This is a genomic window from Streptomyces sp. bgisy130 (assembly GCF_057708345.1).
The window spans coordinates 49,656-67,380 of the sequence record NZ_JBYISA010000021.1 but is presented as its reverse complement, the minus strand read 5'-3'; the positions used below and the strand labels follow the sequence as shown (position 1 = coordinate 67,380).

The 17,725-nt window shown below is 71.5% G+C and carries 14 protein-coding genes; 9 read left to right on the top strand and 5 right to left on the bottom strand.

Annotation, left to right across the window (positions count from 1 at the left end):
- Positions 1-70: 70 nt before the first annotated feature.
- Positions 71-2,935, top strand: coding sequence for a vitamin B12-dependent ribonucleotide reductase (locus AC3EUV_RS24910; protein WP_432143950.1), 2,865 nt, complete (start codon positions 71-73; stop codon positions 2,933-2,935).
- 263 nt (positions 2,936-3,198) lie between these two features.
- On the opposite strand, the gene AC3EUV_RS24905 is transcribed toward AC3EUV_RS24910, so the two are convergent.
- Positions 3,199-3,741, bottom strand: a complete 543-nt coding sequence (locus tag AC3EUV_RS24905) for a TerD family protein (protein ID WP_432143949.1) — start codon at positions 3,739-3,741, stop codon at positions 3,199-3,201.
- A 184-nt stretch (positions 3,742-3,925) separates the two neighbouring features.
- Positions 3,926-4,513, bottom strand: a complete 588-nt coding sequence (locus tag AC3EUV_RS24900) for a TetR/AcrR family transcriptional regulator (protein ID WP_432143948.1) — start codon at positions 4,511-4,513, stop codon at positions 3,926-3,928.
- Between the two features lie 139 nt (positions 4,514-4,652).
- On the opposite strand from AC3EUV_RS24900, the gene AC3EUV_RS24895 reads away from it, so the two are divergent.
- Both AC3EUV_RS24895 and AC3EUV_RS24890 read left to right on the top strand, forming a co-directional pair.
- Positions 4,653-6,065, top strand: coding sequence for an amidase (locus AC3EUV_RS24895; protein ID WP_435603941.1), 1,413 nt, complete (start codon positions 4,653-4,655; stop codon positions 6,063-6,065).
- A gap of 69 nt (positions 6,066-6,134) precedes the next feature.
- Positions 6,135-6,740: a YdbC family protein gene (locus AC3EUV_RS24890; RefSeq protein ID WP_042159834.1), complete on the top strand. Its 606-nt coding sequence runs from the start codon at positions 6,135-6,137 to the stop codon at positions 6,738-6,740.
- Positions 6,741-6,752: 12 nt separating this feature from the next.
- Here AC3EUV_RS24890 and AC3EUV_RS24885 read toward each other — a convergent pair whose 3' ends face one another.
- On the bottom strand, positions 6,753-7,463 hold the full coding sequence (locus AC3EUV_RS24885; RefSeq protein WP_435603955.1) for a TetR/AcrR family transcriptional regulator: 711 nt from the start codon (positions 7,461-7,463) through the stop codon (positions 6,753-6,755).
- An 83-nt stretch (positions 7,464-7,546) separates the two neighbouring features.
- Here AC3EUV_RS24885 and AC3EUV_RS24880 point away from each other — a divergent pair, with 83 nt between their 5' ends.
- The 5 genes from AC3EUV_RS24880 (at position 7,547) to AC3EUV_RS24860 (ending at position 12,665) form a co-directional block, all read left to right on the top strand.
- The gene (locus AC3EUV_RS24880) at positions 7,547-9,193 is read left to right on the top strand and encodes an ABC-F family ATP-binding cassette domain-containing protein (RefSeq protein WP_435603954.1); all 1,647 of its coding nucleotides are present in this window, start codon (positions 7,547-7,549) and stop codon (positions 9,191-9,193) included.
- Positions 9,194-9,356: 163 nt separating this feature from the next.
- Positions 9,357-10,016 (top strand): histidine phosphatase family protein, encoded by a 660-nt coding sequence (locus tag AC3EUV_RS24875; protein ID WP_432143945.1) that lies wholly within the window; start codon positions 9,357-9,359, stop codon positions 10,014-10,016.
- Positions 10,017-10,027: 11 nt separating this feature from the next.
- On the top strand, positions 10,028-10,939 hold the full coding sequence (locus AC3EUV_RS24870; RefSeq protein WP_432143944.1) for an ADP-ribosylglycohydrolase family protein: 912 nt from the start codon (positions 10,028-10,030) through the stop codon (positions 10,937-10,939).
- A 310-nt stretch (positions 10,940-11,249) separates the two neighbouring features.
- A complete protein-coding gene (rnhB, locus tag AC3EUV_RS24865) occupies positions 11,250-11,951 on the top strand; it encodes a ribonuclease HII (RefSeq protein ID WP_085925276.1) in 702 nt (233 codons plus the stop codon).
- Positions 11,952-12,017: 66 nt separating this feature from the next.
- Positions 12,018-12,665: a hypothetical protein gene (locus AC3EUV_RS24860; protein WP_432143943.1), complete on the top strand. Its 648-nt coding sequence runs from the start codon at positions 12,018-12,020 to the stop codon at positions 12,663-12,665.
- A gap of 152 nt (positions 12,666-12,817) precedes the next feature.
- On the opposite strand, the gene AC3EUV_RS24855 is transcribed toward AC3EUV_RS24860, so the two are convergent.
- Together AC3EUV_RS24855 and AC3EUV_RS24850 are read right to left on the bottom strand one after the other, a co-directional pair.
- On the bottom strand, positions 12,818-13,519 hold the full coding sequence (locus AC3EUV_RS24855) for a hypothetical protein (RefSeq protein WP_432143942.1): 702 nt from the start codon (positions 13,517-13,519) through the stop codon (positions 12,818-12,820).
- Between the two features lie 215 nt (positions 13,520-13,734).
- Positions 13,735-15,900: a RecQ family ATP-dependent DNA helicase gene (locus tag AC3EUV_RS24850; protein WP_432143941.1), complete on the bottom strand. Its 2,166-nt coding sequence runs from the start codon at positions 15,898-15,900 to the stop codon at positions 13,735-13,737.
- A 125-nt stretch (positions 15,901-16,025) separates the two neighbouring features.
- On the opposite strand from AC3EUV_RS24850, the gene AC3EUV_RS24845 reads away from it, so the two are divergent.
- Entirely contained in the window at positions 16,026-17,675 is a 1,650-nt protein-coding gene (locus tag AC3EUV_RS24845; RefSeq protein WP_435603940.1) for a DUF4192 domain-containing protein, read from the top strand.
- The last annotated feature ends 50 nt before the right edge of the window (positions 17,676-17,725 follow it).

Below are 17,725 nucleotides of genomic sequence, written 5' to 3'. Positions count from 1 at the left end.
GGAAAGACATACACCGTGCCACGGAATGCGTGCGCACATATGGGCGTTTGCCCGTATACAGGGAGGCGGAATGACAGAGACGACGAGCGGCCCGGCACGAGGCTCCCGCGCCAAGGGCAGCAAGGCGAGCAAGGGTCTGCGCATCGAGCGCATCCACACCACCCCCGGCGTGCATCCGTACGACGAGGTGGAGTGGGCGTCTCGTGACGTCGTCATGACCAACTGGCGCGACGGCTCGGTGAACTTCGAGCAGCGTGGCGTCGAGTTCCCCGACTTCTGGTCGGTGAACGCGGTCAACATCGTCACGAGCAAGTACTTCCGTGGCGCGGTGGGTTCCCCGACCCGTGAGTCCAGCCTCAAGCAGCTCATCGACCGAGTGGTCAAGACGTACCGGAAGAGCGGCGAGGAGAACGGTTACTTCGCCTCCCCGGCGGACGCCGAGATCTTCGAGCACGAGCTGGCGTACGCCCTGCTCCATCAGGTCTTCAGCTTCAACTCGCCGGTGTGGTTCAACGTCGGCACCCAGCAGCCGCAGCAGGTCAGCGCCTGCTTCATCCTCTCCGTCGACGACTCCATGGAGTCGATCCTCGACTGGTACAAGGAAGAGGGGATGATCTTCAAGGGCGGCTCCGGTGCCGGTCTGAACCTCTCCCGTATCCGCTCCTCCAAGGAGCTGCTCTCCTCCGGCGGCAACGCCTCCGGCCCGGTCTCCTTCATGCGCGGCGCCGACGCGTCCGCCGGAACGATCAAGTCGGGCGGCGCCACCCGCCGTGCGGCCAAGATGGTCGTCCTGGACGTGGACCACCCGGACGTCGAGGCCTTCATCGAGACCAAGGTGAAGGAGGAGGAGAAGGTCCGCGCGCTGCGCGACGCGGGCTTCGACATGGACCTGGGCGGCGAGGACATCACCTCCGTCCAGTACCAGAACGCCAACAACTCGGTCCGGGTGAACGACGAGTTCATGAAGGCCGTCGAGGCCGGCTCGAAGTTCGGGCTGCGTGGCCGGATGACCGGTGAGGTCATCGAGGAGATCGACGCCAAGGGGCTCTTCCGCAAGATGGCGGAGGCCGCCTGGGCGTGCGCCGACCCCGGCATCCAGTACGACGACACCATCAACCACTGGCACACCTCGCCGGAGTCGGGCCGGATCACCGCGTCCAACCCGTGCAGCGAGTACATGCACCTGGACAACTCCTCGTGCAACCTCGCCTCGCTCAACCTCCTGAAGTTCCTGCGCGCCGACGACCTGGGCAACCAGTCCTTCGACGCCGAGCGCTTCGCCAAGGTCGTCGAGCTGGTCATCACCGCGATGGACATCTCCATCTGCTTCGCCGACTTCCCCACCGAGAAGATCGGCGAGACCACCCGCGCCTACCGCCAGCTGGGCATCGGCTACGCCAACCTCGGCGCCCTGCTGATGGCCACCGGCCACGCCTACGACTCGGACGGCGGCCGCGCGCTGGCCGGTGCCATCACCTCCCTGATGACGGGCACCTCCTACCGGCGCTCGGCCGAACTGGCCGCGGTCGTCGGCCCGTACGAGGGCTACGCCCGTAACGCCGACGCCCACAAGCGCGTCATGAAGCAGCACTCGGACGCCAACGGCAGCGCCGTCCGCATGGACGACCTGGACACCCCGGTGTGGGCCGCGGCGACCGAGGCATGGCAGGACGTGCTGCGGCTCGGCGAGAAGAACGGCTTCCGCAACGCCCAGGCGTCGGTGCTGGCACCGACCGGCACCATCGGCCTGATGATGGACTGCGACACCACGGGCGTCGAGCCGGACCTGGCGCTGGTCAAGTTCAAGAAGCTGGTCGGCGGCGGCTCCATGCAGATCGTGAACAACACGGTCCCCAAGGCGCTCAAGCGGCTCGGCTACCAGCCCGAGCAGGTCGAGGCGATCGTCGCCCACATCGCCGACCACGGCAATGTCATCGACGCCCCGGCCCTGAAGGCCGAGCACTACGAGGTCTTCGACTGCGCCATGGGCGCGCGCTCGATCTCCGCCATGGGCCATGTGCGCATGATGGCCGCCGCGCAGCCCTTCCTCTCCGGCGCGATCTCCAAGACGGTCAACGTCCCCGAGTCGGCCACCGTCGAGGAGATCGAGGACGTCTACTTCCAGGGCTGGAAGCTCGGCCTGAAGGCGCTGGCGATCTACCGCGACAACTGCAAGGTCGGCCAGCCGCTCTCTGCCAAGAAGAAGGAGGAGGAGAAGAAGGCCGAGCCGGTCGCCGAGAAGAAGGTCGTCGAGTACCGCCCGGTCCGCAACCGCCTCCCCAAGGGACGTCCCGGCATCACCACCTCCTTCACGGTCGGCGGCGCCGAGGGCTACATGACCGCCAACTCCTACCCGGACGACGGTCTCGGTGAGGTCTTCCTGAAGATGTCCAAGCAGGGCTCGACCCTCGCGGGCATGATGGACGCCTTCTCCATCGCGGTGTCCGTGGGCCTCCAGTACGGCGTGCCGCTGGAGACCTACGTCTCGAAGTTCACCAACATGCGCTTCGAGCCGGCCGGTATGACGGACGACCCGGACGTGCGGATGGCGCAGTCGATCGTCGACTACATCTTCCGCCGCCTGGCCCTGGACTTCCTGCCGTTCGAGACCCGCTCGGCGCTCGGCATCCACTCCGTCGAGGAGCGCCAGCGCCACCTGGAGACCGGTTCGTACGAGCCCTCCGAGGACGAGGTCGATGTCGAGGGCCTGGCCCAGTCGGCGCCCCGCCAGACGGAGTCGACCCCGGCAGCGAAGATCGTCGAGGAGGCCGCTGCCCCGGCCCCCAAGCAGGCGCACACCAACGCCGAACTCGTCGAGATGCAGCTGGGCATCAACGCCGACGCTCCCCTGTGCTTCTCCTGCGGGACGAAGATGCAGCGGGCCGGCAGCTGCTACCTGTGCGAGGGCTGCGGATCGACCAGCGGTTGCAGCTGATCACGCACGGAACGGCGTCCGACGCGGCCTTGAGCAACTGCCGCTGAGGGCGCCGCACCGCGCCTGAGAGAGGGTGTCGACCAAGGTCGGCACCCTCTTTGGTGTCCTGCGAGGAGCAGGTACGGCGGGAGCGGGTGGCGGCGCACTGTCGCCGTGAACGGGCGGCCGACGGCGCGCGGCATGGCAAAGGGGGAGGCGGCACAGGGCCACCTCCCCCTCGCTGCGGCCCTCGGGCGCGCCGCCGTCCGCGTGCCGTCAGCCCGTCAGCGGCCCATTTCCGAGGTGAACGTGTGGGGGTCGGTGTCGAATCCCCGGAGCGCCGAGCGGAAGCGCCACTGCCCGCCCTCGTCCCGGGTGAATTCGGCCACCGTCGCGGCCGTCGCCCCCGCGACCTCGGTGAAGCCGTGCTCCGCCAGATCGGTGTACCCCTCGCGGATCCGTACGGCGGTGTTCGCGATATCGCCGAAGACCTTGCGGCCCTCGCCCTGCTGGATGGCCACCCCCACGAGCACCCGGGTGTAGGTCTCGGCCAGCCGGTCCAGCTCCAGCGTCATGATCTCGTCGAAGCCGAACCCCTGGCCGGTCCTGCTGTCCCGGTTGAGGGTGATGGTCCCGTCCGGCGACCGGCTGTCGAAGTGCACCAGATAGGCGGGCTCGCCGTGCGGCGCGTCGGCCGTATAGGTGGCCGCGACGATGTCGAGATCATTGTCCGGCGTCCCGAGGGGGCTCGGGTCCCATTTGAGCGTTACCTCGACCTTCTCGATCCCTTTGCTGAGCGTGCTCACCGGACACTTCCCTCCCGTCATCTCCCGGGGGCGTGGCGCGGCCTGCGCGGGCAGGCGGACCACTCCCCAGGGCTTCCCGTTGGCTGACCATCGTGCCACGCCTCACGGCCCGTGGGCGGGGTGAACTGCCCCTGGTCACCCGTGGTTTGTCTTCTGCTCGGGTGGCTGGAAAGCGCCGTCCGGCCCATGGAACGCCGGATGCCGCTCAGCTTGTCCGCGCGTCCCAGAGGTGGTTGAGCTGGCCGTCCAGTACGTCCAGCGCCTCGGCGGGGGAGAGGTGGCCGATCAGGACATGGGTGGTGAGGCCGTCGGCCAGGGCGAGCAGGGTGCGGGCCGCGCGGTCCGGGTCGGTGGTGTCGGAGGCCTCGGAGATCAGCCGTGCGAACACCGTCTGTAGACCGGCGTAGTTGGTACGCAAGATTCCGGCCAGGGGTGGGCTGACGGTGGCCTGCGCCACGAAGGCCAGCCAGACCCGCGCCTCGGCGCGATGCTCTTCCTGGAGGAGCGACACCTCCGTGGTGGCGTGCCCCAGTGCCGTACGGGCCGACTGGGCGGGTGAGGCGGCGAGCCGGGCCGAGACCCGGGCGGTGACCCGTTCGCCGATGTGGCCGAGCGCGAAGACCAGCATCTCCTCCTTGGTACGGAAGCAGCGCTGGACGGCGCCCATGGAGACCTGTGCGCGGGCCGCCACGTCGCGGAGCGTGACGCCCTCCAGGCCGCTCTCGTCGGCGAGTTGGCACACCGCCTCGGCGATCTGGCGGCGCCGGCTCTCGTGGTCGACCTGCTTGGGCATGCCCCGTACTCCGGTTATTCGATGCGTGTGTATCGGCAGCAAGGTTACGATGCCGAAGCGATGCAAGTGCATCGGAACGTTCGGAAACGGTCCGGGCGGCCCGGGGGAGGGCCGGCTGAGGCCGCGGGAAGGGGAGGACATGCGCGACGCACTGTGGACGATGACGGCCCGCGCCCAAGCGGCGGCGGTACGCGCCGGTGAGGTGTCGGCGGTGGAGCTGGTCGAGGCGCATCTGGAGCGGATCGCCGAGGTCAACCCGGCCGTCAATGCCGTCACCCAGCTGCTCGCCGAACGGGCGCGGGGCGAGGCGGCGGAGGCCGACCGCAGGCGGGCGGCGGGTGTGGAGCCGGGGCCGCTGGCCGGTGTGCCGTTCACGGTCAAGGAGACCACGGCCATCGAAGGGGTGCCGACGACCTACGGCGCGGAGCGCTTCCGTGACTTTGTCGCGCACTCCGATGCGCCCCCGGTGGCGCGTCTGCGCGCGGCGGGTGGTATCCCCGTAGGGCACAGCAATATGCCGACGCTCATCCTGGCCGGCATCCATACCCGTAGTGAGCTGTTCGGGGACACCGTGAATCCCTGGAGTGCCGCGGTCACTCCGGGCGGCAGTAGTGGCGGCGACGGCGCGGCCGTGGCGAGCGGGATGGCCCCGCTCGGACTCGGCAACGACTCCGGGGGTTCGGTGCGCATTCCCGCGTCCTTCTGTGGCGTCGCGGGTCTGAAGCCGACTTACGGGCGGTTCGCCGCCGATCACCGCATCGGCCCGGACGATCCCTCTCTCGCCGCCCAGTTCCTCGTGGTCGACGGCCCGCTGGCCCGTACGGTCGATGATCTCCGGCTCGCCTACGAGGTGCTGGCCGGGGCCGATCCGCGCGACCCACGGGCCGTGCCGGTGCCGCCCTACGGGGCGCCGCCGGGGCGTCCCCTCAAGGTGGCGATGGTGGCGGATCCCGGAGGCGGCGGAGTGCATCCCGCGGTGCGCCGGGCCGTGGAGAGCGCGGCGGACGCGCTGCGGGACGCGGGGTACGAGGTGCACGAAGTGGCGGACGTGCCGCGGCTGGACGACGCCCTCGACGCCTACGCCCGGATGACGCTCACCGAGTTCTCCACCACCTGGCCGGCGGTCAAACCGCTGCTCGGGGAGGGCGGCCAGCGCTATGTCGAGTGGGGGATGGCGAGGTCGGCCCCCGTGGAGCTGCCGGAGTATCTGCGGCTGACCGGGGTGCGGCTGGGTATCCAGCGGGACTGGGCGGCCTTCCTGGACGAGTATCCGCTGGTCCTGGGGCCGGTGTTCACCGATCCGCCGTTCGCTCCGGGGGAGGAGATACGGGACGAGGAGAGCCACCGGCGGGTACAGCACGCGATGCGGCTGTGCACCGCGACCAGCTTCGTCGGGGTGCCCGCGGTGGCCGTCCCCACCGGGGTGGCGGACGGGCTCCCGTACGGAGTGCAACTGATCGGTCGCTCCTACCGGGAGGACTGGTGTCTGGCGGCCGCCGAGGCGGTGGAGCAGCGGCTCGGTGTCCGTACGCCCATCGATCCGCGCCCGTAAGGAAGTTCGGGGTGGTGTGAATGTGACGCGCAGTGATCCCGGTCCGTCCTTGGGCCGTACGATGGCGCGGTGCTGGTCAAGTGGATTCGCCTCACCGTTGTGGACCGTCGAGGGTTCGAGCGGGGGCAGCGGAAATGGGCGGGGCTGCTGGGTGAGCCGGGGTTCCGAGGGCAGGGCGGCGGGTGGAGCCGGGGGCGGCCGGGCGTCGCGCATCTGGTCGCCTTCTGGGAGAGCCGGGCGTTCTACGACTCCTTCATGGCGCGCTCGCACGACCGGTTGGCAGCTTCCCAGGTCGGCACGTACAAGGACGCCCAAGTGCGGCTGTTCGAACACGAGTTTGATGTGAAGGTGGGCTTCCGCCCGTCGTTCGGCGATGTGGATGTCCTGCGGCTGGCGCACTGCCAGGTGCGCCAGGACCGGGTGGATCACTTCATGCTGATGCAGGAGAAGGTCTGGAACCCGGCGATGGCGGGTTCTCCGGGCATGCTGCGAGGGATGCTGGGGCGGGCTCCGGGGGAGGAGTTTTTGGTGCTGTCGATGTGGCAGTCGGCGGCCGAGCGGGGGAAGTACCGGCCCGAGCGGGTGGAGCGGCTGGCGCTGCGTGCCCAGATAGCCGCGGATGTCCGGGCCATCGCGGGGGACGTGGTGCAGCTCGAGCCGTCGTGGACGGTGTGAGGGGCGGCGCGGTCAGGGGGCCGCTCTGGGGGAGGCGCCCGGCCGGTCGACCGTGAACGCCCCGGCGCGGGCGGCCGCCAGTGTGGCCGCCACGGCCTGTTCGGCGACGGTGCCGTCGACCGGCTCGCGGGTGATGAACAGGCGGAAGAACAGCGGTGCGGAGACGGCGCGGACGAGCGCTCCGGCGTCGATGCCGCGGTGCGGGGTGGCGCCGTCGGCGTCCGCATCGGCATCTGGGTCCGCCGTCAACTCTCCGCGTTGCACGGCGCGTTCGACGAGGACCTCGCAGCGCGCGAACCGCTCGGTGTAGTAGGCGCGCAGGGCGTCGGCCGCCCGCTCCGACTGGAAGGCGGCGGCGATCATCGCCGAGCCCGACGCGGCCACCGCCGGGTCGGTGAACGAATCGACGACCTCCTGGGCCAGGGCGCGCAGATCGCCCTCCAGGGAGCCGGTGTCGGGCGGGACCCAGCTGTCCTCGCCCGCAAGATCCAGAGCGTCCGCCACCAAGCCCTCGACGTCCTTCCAGCGCCGGTAGAGCGTCGTCTTGTGCACACCGGAGTGGGCGGCGACATATTCGACGGTCAGGCCGGGGTAGCCGTGCTCGGTAAGGCCGGCCAGCACGGCGTCGCGGACGGCGGCGCGGGTGCGGGCGGTGCGGCCGCCGGGGCGCCGGGTGCCGGGGGAAGGCGCGGCACCGCCGCTCTCGCGGCCGTTGTCGGGCATCGTCTGATCAGGCAATTGCGACTCCGGTTGCATTAGCGAGTTCCCTCTGTCATCCTCATCGTAATGCGACGAAGGTTGCGTTTATCTCGGGGGGATGTGTGACCACTCAGATTTCCTTGCACGACATCACCAAGTCCTACGGCGACCGCCTGCTGCTCGACGGTGTCTCTTTGTCGGTGCGCCCCGGCGAGCGCGTCGGGATCGTGGGGGAGAACGGTGCCGGGAAGTCGACACTGCTCCGCATCGTCGCAGGTGCCGAGCGGCCCGATGAAGGCCAGGTGGTCCTCCGGGCCGAGGGCGGCATCGGCTACCTGGACCAGACCCCCGACCTCCCGCCGGACCGCACCGTCCAGGACGCGATCGACGCCGCGCTGGCGGACCTCAGGGACATGGAGCGCCGGCTCCGTTCCCTGGAGCGCGGGCTCGACCGGGCCACGCCCGGCCGGCTGGAGGAGTACGGCGATCTGCTCACCCTCTTCGAGCTGCGCGGCGGCTATGAAGCCGACGCCCGCGTCGACCGGGCACTGCATGCCCTGGGCCTGGCACAGCTGGGCCACGACCGGCTGCTCGGTAGCCTCTCGGGGGGCGAGCAGGCCCGGCTGGGGATCGCCTGCCTGATCGCCGCGGCCCCCGAGGTCATGCTTCTCGACGAACCCACCAACCATCTCGATGCCACCGCCCTGGACTGGCTGGAAGGCGCCCTGCTCGCCCACCGGGGCACGGTCCTCGCCGTCTCCCACGACCGGCTCTTCCTCCAGCGCATCGCCACCGCCGTCGTCGAGGTCGACGCCGACCGCCGGACCCTGGTCCGCTACGGCGGCGGTTACGGCACCTTCCTCGCGGCCAGGGACGCCGCCCGCCGGCGCTGGGAGCAGGACCATGCCCAGTGGTGCGCACAGATCACGCGACTCACCGACTTCGCCGGGGGCGCGGCGCGGAACGTCGCTCAGGGCCGGGCCATGAAGGACGGCAACAAGATGGCGTACGACCGGGCCGAGGGCCGCGTCCAGGCATCCGTGGCCGGCAGAGTGCGCAACGCCCAGGAGCGGCTGCGCAGGCTCCGGGAAGATCCCGTTCCCCGGCCGCCCGACCCGCTCCGGTTCCGTGCCGCGCCGGACCTCGGCGAGGCCGAGGGCGCCCTGGTCCGGCTCGACGGAGTGCGGGTGGGGGACCGGCTCGCGGTGGACTCCCTCACCGTCGCCGCCGGTGAACGGCTGCTGATCCACGGCGCCAACGGGGCCGGCAAGACCACACTGCTCCGCGTGCTGGCGGGGGTCACCACCCCGGACAGCGGCACGGTGCGGCGCCGAGGCCGGACCGGCTACCTCGCACAGGAAATACCGGTCTCCCGTCCCACTGAACCGCTGCTCTCGGTCTTCCGCCGCGGGCTGGCCGGGGACGTGGAGGAGCACACCGCCCTGCTGCTGTCCTTCGGCCTGTTCCGCGAACGTGACCTCGATGTCCCCGTGGGGGCGCTCTCCGCCGGGCAGCGACGCCGGCTCGCGCTGGCCCGGTTGCTGGCCCGCCCGGCGGACCTGCTGCTGCTCGACGAACCCACCAACCACCTGGCGCTCGGCCTCGTCGAAGAGCTCGAAGCCGCCCTGGCGGCATGGCCCGGCGCCCTGGTCGTCGTCTCCCACGACCGGCTGCTGCGGCGACGCTTCGGCGGCCGTTCCTACGAGATACGCGACGGCCGCCCGGCCCCGGCCGCCCTGACCGGCGCCCCCTGATCCGGTACGCCCGACGGTCCGGTGTGGCCTCCGCGCCGCCGCTGCCGCCGGACACCGACGCCGACCAGGGCGCCGGGCCACAGACATCCGACGGCGACGACCAGCCACGACCTCCCCTTGACCGCGTGCGACAGGCACAAGCCACCCGATTTAGGCTGGCGGCATGGCTCGGCCCCGACGCATCGTTCTCATCCGCCACGGAGAGTCGGAGGGGAATGTCGACGACACCGTGTACGAGCGGGAACCCGATCACGCGCTCGCCCTGACCGGGGCCGGGCTGCGGCAGGCGGCGGAGGCCGGCGGCGCGGTGCGGGAGATGTTCGGCGACGAGCGGGTCTCCGCCTATGTCTCGCCGTACCGCCGCACCCACCAGACCTTCCGCGAACTCCGTCTCGACCCCGCCAAGGTCCGGGTGCGCGAGGAACCCCGGCTGCGCGAGCAGGACTGGGGCAACTGGCAGGACCGCGAGGACGTCCGCCGGCAGAAGGCCTATCGGGACGCCTACGGCCACTTCTTCTACCGCTTCGCCCAGGGCGAGTCCGGAGCCGATGTCTACGACCGGGTCGGGGCCTTCCTGGAGAGCCTGTGGCGCAGCTTCGAGGACCCCCAGCACCCGCCGAACGTCCTGATCGTCACGCACGGGCTCACCATGCGGCTGTTCTGTATGCGCTGGTTCCACTGGACGGTGGCGGACTTCGAGTCGCTGTCCAACCCCGGCAATGCGGAGTGGCGCACCCTGCTGCTCGGCCCGGACGGCCGGTACACCCTCGACCGGCCCTTTGAGCGCTGGTGTGAACCCGTTCCTTATGGGGCCACCGGTTAGAGTGCACACCGATGACCCTCGACCACCGTGACGCAGACCGCTGTGAGCGGGCTCTGGCGAGCCTGCGCGGACTGTCCGTGGGTGATGCCCTCGGATCCCAGTTCTTCGTCCCCGCGAACTACCCCTCCCTCAAGCGCCGTGAGCCGCCTCCCGCCCCCTGGCAGTGGACCGACGACACCGAGATGGCCTGCTCCGTCCTAGCTGTCCTCACCGCGCACGGACGGATCGACCAGGACGCCCTCGCCCGCTCCTTCGCCGATCACCACGACTTCGACCGCGGCTACGGTCCGGCCGTCAACCGCATGCTGCGGCTGATCCGCGAGGGCGGCGACTGGCGCGAGCTGGCATCCGGGCTGTTCAACGGTCAGGGCTCGTGGGGCAACGGCGCCGCGATGCGCATCGCTCCCCTCGGCGCCTGGTACGCCGATGATCCCGAGCAGGCCACCCACCAGGCGGAGATCTCCGCCTACACCACCCACCAGCACCGCGAGGCCGTCGTCGGCGCCATGGCCGTCGCCGCCGCGGCCGCCCTGGTGGCCGACCCGACCCGCGACACCGGCCCCGAGCAGCTGCTCGACGGAGTGCTGGAGCTGATCCCGCGCAGCGCCGTACAGGCCGGACTGCGCCGGGCCCGCGACATGCTCGACTACGCCGACTCCGGCACCGTCGCCGCCGTCCTGGGCTGCGGACGACGCACCAGCGCCCATGACACCGTGCCCTTCGCCCTGTGGGCCGCCGCCCAGCATCTCGGCAACTACGAGCGGGCGTTCTGGACCACCGTTCAGGCGGGCGGCGACGTCGACACCACCTGCGCCATCGTCGGCGGCATCGTCGCCGCCGCCGGCCACACCGGCGCCCCGCCCGCGGCATGGCTGGACGGCACCGAGCCCCTCCCGTCGTGGGCCCCCGCCCTCGCCGACTGATCACCGCCGTACCGCCACACCCCTTGCCCCCTCCGCGCCCGTTGTGGGCCGACCCTCCGTGTCTGCCTTCGCGCCCTGCGATGCCTTCCAACAGGCAGTGCCGCACGGTGACTTCGACTCCCTACGGGTGCGTGCGAGGGGTCGGAACAGCGGCGTCCGGTACCGGCCCCCGCCCGCCCGTGCCCGCTTCGGCGTACCCGCCGGTAGCCGCTCCGCCCGGCGCCTCTCGCAGGTCCGCCGACACCGTTTGCCGCCAGGTTCGGATCCGATGCGGACGGCTGGGCCGAATAGGCGTAACCTTGCTGGCGCCATGCCGTACGAGCCCCCCACACATTCCGTCGAGCGATCATTGCGCGCCACGACGGGCGCCAAGATCGTTGCAGGTATCGACGAGGTCGGACGCGGAGCGTGGGCCGGTCCGGTCAGCGTCTGCGCCGCCATCACCGGTCTGCGCCGGCCGCCCGACGGACTCACCGATTCCAAGCTGCTGACTCCCAAGCGCCGCACCGAACTGTGCGATGTGCTCGGCGAGTGGGTCACGTCGTATGCCCTGGGGCACTCCTCACCGGAGGAGATCGACGAGCTGGGTATGACCGCTGCCCTGCGGCTCGCGGCCGTCCGCGCCCTGGAGGCGCTGCCGGTCCGGCCGGACGCGATCATCCTCGACGGCAAGCACAACTACCTGGGCGCGCCCTGGCGCGTCCGCACGGTCATCAAGGGCGACCAGTCCTGCATCGCGGTTGCCGCCGCGTCCGTGATCGCCAAAGTGCGGCGGGACGCGATGATGGCCGAACTGGGCCTGGCCTACGCCGACTTCGACTTCGCGGCCAACGCCGGCTACCCCTCTCCGACCCATCGCATCGCCCTGGAGGAGTACGGTCCTACGCCGCACCACCGAGTGTCGTGGTCCTACATGGACGCTCTGCCCCGGTGGCGGCATCTGAAGAAGGTGCGCATCACCCCCGAAGCAGCCGCTCTGCAAGCCGGTGGCCAACTCGGCTTCGACTTCTGAGCGGTGCGGACATGAATTCGGTACCCGATGACATGTTCCGCACTTACGTTTGATAGACATCCCTTTATGCCTCTCATCCCCGAGGAGCCTCAGATTCACGAGAGTGTCCCGGGTCCCCGCGCAACTCCGGCCGCCGGCCGTACCGCGCCGACCCCCCGCCCCGTTCCTGGCCCCGGTCCCCGCCCCGCACCTCCGCGTGGCGCGCCCGCGTCCAGTGTCCGTCCGGGCAAGCCCGGACCTGCTGCCCCGCCGCGTGGGCCTGTCGCCGCCCCGCCGGCGCAGCGCACCAACTCCCCGCAGCCTGCCGGTCAGCCCGGCACCGCCGCGGGAGCGCAGCTCCAGCTGATCCCGGCCCCTGCCGATGGCGCCGTCGACGCTGCCGACGAGGCCGTCGACCTGCTGCTGGACTCCGGGCGTGCGCCGGGCGAAATCCTGGTGCTGACCACCGGCGAAACCCACCCGTGGGCCGTGCATGAACGGTCCTTCGGTGAGGCGTCGTACTGGGCCCAACACGACGCCGCGGACGATGTGTTCTACGCGGACGCCACGGCCGAGCGCGCCACCGGCCGGCCCGTCGTGGTCGTCGCCGTCAACGGTGGTTCGGACGAGGTCGCCGCGCGGGCGCTGCCCGCGGCGATGGCCCGTGCCGGCACGCTGCTGATCGTCTGCGGTGACCCGCAGCGGATCAACGCCGTGCTCGGCGCCCACGCCTGACCGCTGCCGGTTCGCAACAGCCCGTCGGCCCTGGAGGCCGTCGGGCTCGCTTGCGTCTCCAACAGGCGAGGCCCGGTCGGCATGACGGTAACGGGCAGGGCTGCCCGCTACTTCCGTCGTGTGCGGGAACCCGGGGCGCCCGCCCGGTCCGCTCAGCGCGCCGCAGTGTGCCGGTGGGCTTCCGGGGCGCCGCCGCCGGAGCGTCGCGGCATCGACCGGTTCTGCGCGGGAACACCCACGGCCGTGCGTGGGGCATCCGGAAGTGCAGCCGTCGAGCGACGCATCTCCGGGCGGCTCACCCCGGCCGGTTCTCCGGGCAGTTCATCCATCGGAGACTGCCTGGGGCGGCGCCCGCCCCGGCCCTCTCCCAGTACCTGCCAGCGGTCCGGGGTCAGCGTGATGTACGCCCCGCAGCGCAGCCCGTGCAGGGTGCAGGCATCGCGCAGCCCCCACATCCACGCCCCGTCCGTCTCTGTCCAACGGGGCTCGCCCGCACGGCAGTAGAGCAGCACGGCGGTCCGCACCGGGGCCCGCAGCCGCAGGTCGTGCGGGGTGACCCGGCGCAAATGCGCCAGCAGCACATTGCGGAACCCCCAGCCGTCGGGAGCGGCCGCGAGCTCGGTGAACGAAGCGCTGGCCGTCACCCGCTCCTGCGCATCGAGCACCGCGACGATGGCCGTCGACGGCCCAGGGTGATGGCGATCGTGCAGGCCGGCGACGACCTCACGGGGGTTGCGCAGTAACGGGATGCCGGCCGAGGCCCATTCGGCGGGCTCCAGCATCCGTCCCAGTCGGGCGGAATCGGCGGACGCGGGCGGGGACACCTGCGAGGGCGAGGCGAAGTCGAAGGTCACGTTCCTCCCTTCGTCTACGCGTCCGCACGTCGGGCAGCGGCCGGGCGCGGTACGCACCACGACATGGCCCTGCCTGACCACGGACGGCCGGTAAGGGGAAGCACCTCCAATTCTCGCGGTCGTACACGCATGCGGCAACGAGCAATTTCCGCCCATGACCGGAATCACCGCAGGTATCCCAAATATCCCTGCGCGCCGCCGTGGTCGTCCCGCGCTCAGCCCTGGACGGCGAGGACCAGCGGAAACACCCCCTCAGCTCCCGCCCGGCGCAGCAGCCGGGCGGCCACGGCCAGGGTCCAGCCGGTGTCGGCGTAGTCGTCCACCAGCAGCACCGGGCCACCCGCCGCGGCCAGGGCCTGCGCCAGCTCCGGCGGCACACCCAGCGAACCGTGCAGGGCCCGCAGCCGCTGGGCGCTGTTGCTGCGCGGAATCCTGCCCTCGGCACCGTCGTCCGACGAGGTCACCGTGCCCAGGAACGGCATCCGGCCGACGTGGGCGATCCGCTCGGCCAGCGACCGGATCAGCTGCGGACGGCTGCGTGAGGAGAGCGCGACGACGCCCACCGGGCGGGCCGGTGCCTCCGCCGCCCCCGAGGCCCAACCACCGGGCCCCTTCGCCCAGTCGGCGAGAACCGTGACCACCGCGGCCGCCACATCGTCCGGGACCGGACCGTCGGCGGCCTGCGGGGCGAGCATCGGACGCAGCCGGTTGCCCCACCCGATGTCGGAGAGCCGTCCCAGGGCGCGGCCGGTCGCGGCCAGCTCACCAGCCGGGATGCGCCCCTTGAGATCGACACCGACGGCCGGCAGCCCGGTCGGCCACATCCGGCGCGGCTCTACCTCCACGCCCGGCCGCCCCAGCTCACCGCGCGCCGCGTCCAGCGAGGCCGCGGACACCTCGGTGGTGAACCGCGCCCCGGCGCAGTTGTCACAGCGGCCGCACGCCACCGCCGCCTCGTCGTCCAACTGCCGCCGCAGGAACTCCATCCGGCAGCCCGTCGTGGTGGCGTACTCCCGCATCGCCTGCTGTTCGGCTTCGCGCTGACGAGACACCCACGCATAGCGCTCGGCGTCGTACGCCCACGGCCGGCCGGTGGAGGTCCAGCCTCCCTTGACGCGCTGCACGGCGCCGTCCACATCGAGGACCTTGAGCATGATCTCCAGGCGCGAGCGGCGCAGTTCGACCTGGGGCTCCAGAGCCGGCAGTGACACCGGTCGGCCGGCGGCCGCCAGGACATCCAGGGTGCGCCGCACCTGCTCCTCGGGCGGGAACGCCAGCGAAGCGAAGTACTTCCAGATCGCCTCGTCCTCCCGCCCGGGCAGCAGCAGCACCTCGGCGTGCTCGACCCCACGGCCGGCCCGGCCCACCTGCTGGTAGTACGCGATGGGGGACGACGGCGAGCCCAGGTGCACCACGAACCCCAGGTCGGGTTTGTCGAAGCCCATGCCCAGCGCCGAGGTCGCCACCAGCGCCTTGACCCGGTTGGCGAGCAGATCGTCCTCGGCCTGCTGGCGGTCCGCGTTCTCCGTTTTGCCGGTGTACGAGGAGACCGTGTGCCCCCGGTGACGAAGAAACGCCGTGATCTCCTCGGCGGCGGCGACGGTGAGCGTGTAGATGATCCCCGAGCCCGGCAGCTCGTGCAGATGGTCCGCGAGCCAGGCGAGCCGGTGCGCGGCATCCGGCAGGGGGAGCACCGCCAGGCTCAGACTCTCCCGGTCCAGCGGCCCGCGCAGCACCAGCGCCTCCGTGGAGCCCTCGCCCGTACCGAGCTGTTCGGCGACATCGGCGGTCACCCGCGCGTTGGCCGTCGCGGTGGTGGCGAGCACCGGCACACCGGGCGGGAGATCGGCGAGCATCGTGCGCAGCCGTCGGTAGTCCGGCCGGAAATCGTGGCCCCAGTCGGAGATGCAGTGTGCTTCGTCGACCACCAGCAGCCCCGTCGCCGCGGCGAGCTTGGGCAGCACCTGATCGCGGAAATCGGGGTTGTTGAGCCGCTCGGGGCTCACCAGCAGGACATCCACGTCACCGGCCGCCACCTCGGCCTGGACGGTGTCCCACTCCTCGGTGTTGGCGGAATTGATCGTGCGCGCGCGGATACCGGCGCGCGCGGCCGCCTCGACCTGGTTACGCATCAGGGCCAGCAGCGGGGAGACGATCACGGTCGGGCCGCTGCCGCGCTCGCGCAGCAGCGCCGTCGCGACGAAATAGACCGCGGACTTGCCCCAGCCCGTGCGCTGCACGACCAGGGCGCGGCGGTGGTCGGCGACCAGGGCCTCGATCGCGCGCCACTGATCCTCACGCAGCCTGACGTCGCCGCCGGGATCCCCGACGAGACGGGTCAGGACGGCATCGGCTGCGGCACGCAGATCTTCGTTGCTCATGCCCCCATGCAACCCGATGCCACTGACATCGCGCGAACCCCCGCCCGAACCTGTGGATAACCTCATCGCCCGCGAGTTATCCACAGGGGTCGCGGCGCAGCGGCCGTCCGCGGGATCTTCGAGCCATGAATCCGCACAGCGAACCGAGCAAGCGCCCCGGCGACACCAACTCCGCCGCCACCTCCTCTCATTCGTCCGCTCCGACCCCCTCGAACTCCCCCCGCCCGCCCAAGCCGGCACCCCCTGCCAAGCCGCCGAACACCACCAGGCCCTCCCGCCCCATCGCACCTAGTGATCCCACTGACCCCACCCGCGCCGCTGAACCGCCCGGCCCGGCCGATCCCGCGCACACCACCGGCCCTTCCGCACTCTCCAACCCCGCCTACATCGCCGGCTCCGCGAGCCCGTCCGACCCCTCCCACTCCTCCGACTCCACCCACTCCTCCCACTCCGCCTCCGCCGATGAGGACCCCGCGCCGTCCGCCGACGCCCAGGTCACCCTGCGCAGCCCGGCCGAGCTCGCCGACGCCCTGCCGTATTTCTTGGGCTTCTATCCGGACGACAGCGTCGTGATGGTCGCTCTGCACGGCGAGCGCGGCCGCTTCGGCGGCCGGGTCAGGCTCGGCATTCCGACCGACACCGCACAGTGGCCGGATGTCGCCGACCAGCTCGCCGACTGTCTGATCTCCGCAGGTCAGGAGCGTGACGACCGACCCGCGGCGATCATCGTCTACCTCTGCCAGGAGCCCGCGGCGGGCGAGAGCGGCAAGGACGTCAAGAACCGGCTGCGCCCGCTCGCCCAGCGGCTGCGTACCGCCTGCGGCGCGCTCGACGTACCGGTCCTGGAAGCCCTGTGTCTCTCCAACGGCCGCTTCTGGTCCTACTGCTGTCCCGACTTCCGCTGTTGCCCCGCCGAGGGCACACCCATGGTCATGCCGGGGACGTCCGTGATGGCCGCGGCCGCCGCATACGCGGGAATGCAGGTGCGCGGATCCCTCAAGGAGATGGAGGCCAGGCTGAGGCCCCGCACCGGACCGCGGGCCGCCGAACAGGAGAAGGCGCTGGACACGGCAGCCGGTGCGCTGGTGCCGCACATGCTCCGGCGGGACGGGGCGGCGGCCGTCCGCCGTGACACCCTCGAGCTGGCCGGCGCCATGATCCACCGATTCCGCCTGGACACCCCCTCGGGCAGCAACCGGGCCAGGGACGCCTGCGACGACGCGCTGATCACCGACTCCGAGGCCGCCACTCTCATCCTCGGCCTCCAGGACCGGGTCACCCGTGACCGGGCGGCGGAGTGGATGGACGGCCCCGCCGCGGCGCCGGCCCTCCGGCTCTGGCGCGCCCTCGCCCGCCGCTGCGCCGGCGGCTACGCCGAACACGCGGTGGCACCGCTCACCCTGGCCGGCTGGGTCTGCTGGTCCACCGAGGACGGGCCCTCGGCGCGCGTCGCCCTCAGCTGCGCCCTGGCCCTCGACCCCGACTACACCTTCGCCCAGCTGCTGCACCGTGCCATCAACGAAGGCCTCGATCCGGAGCCGCTGCGCCGCTGTCTGCGCGAGCAGCACCAGGAGGAGGCGGCCGCCGCCACCGAGGTGCCCACGTCTTCCACCGCTCCCGCCAAGGAAACACCGCGGCCTACGAAACGCTCCGGGCCGACCCGCTCCGGATCCGCCGGCCGCCCCCGGGGACCGCGCCGCGCCACGGGGCCGGGCAGCCGTACCACCGACGGACGCGGCAGGCGCCGGGCCGGCCGGGACGGGAGCCGACGGTGACCGGGCCGCTGTTGCGAGGCCGGCGTGACCTGGGCGCCGGCCGGCGCGTT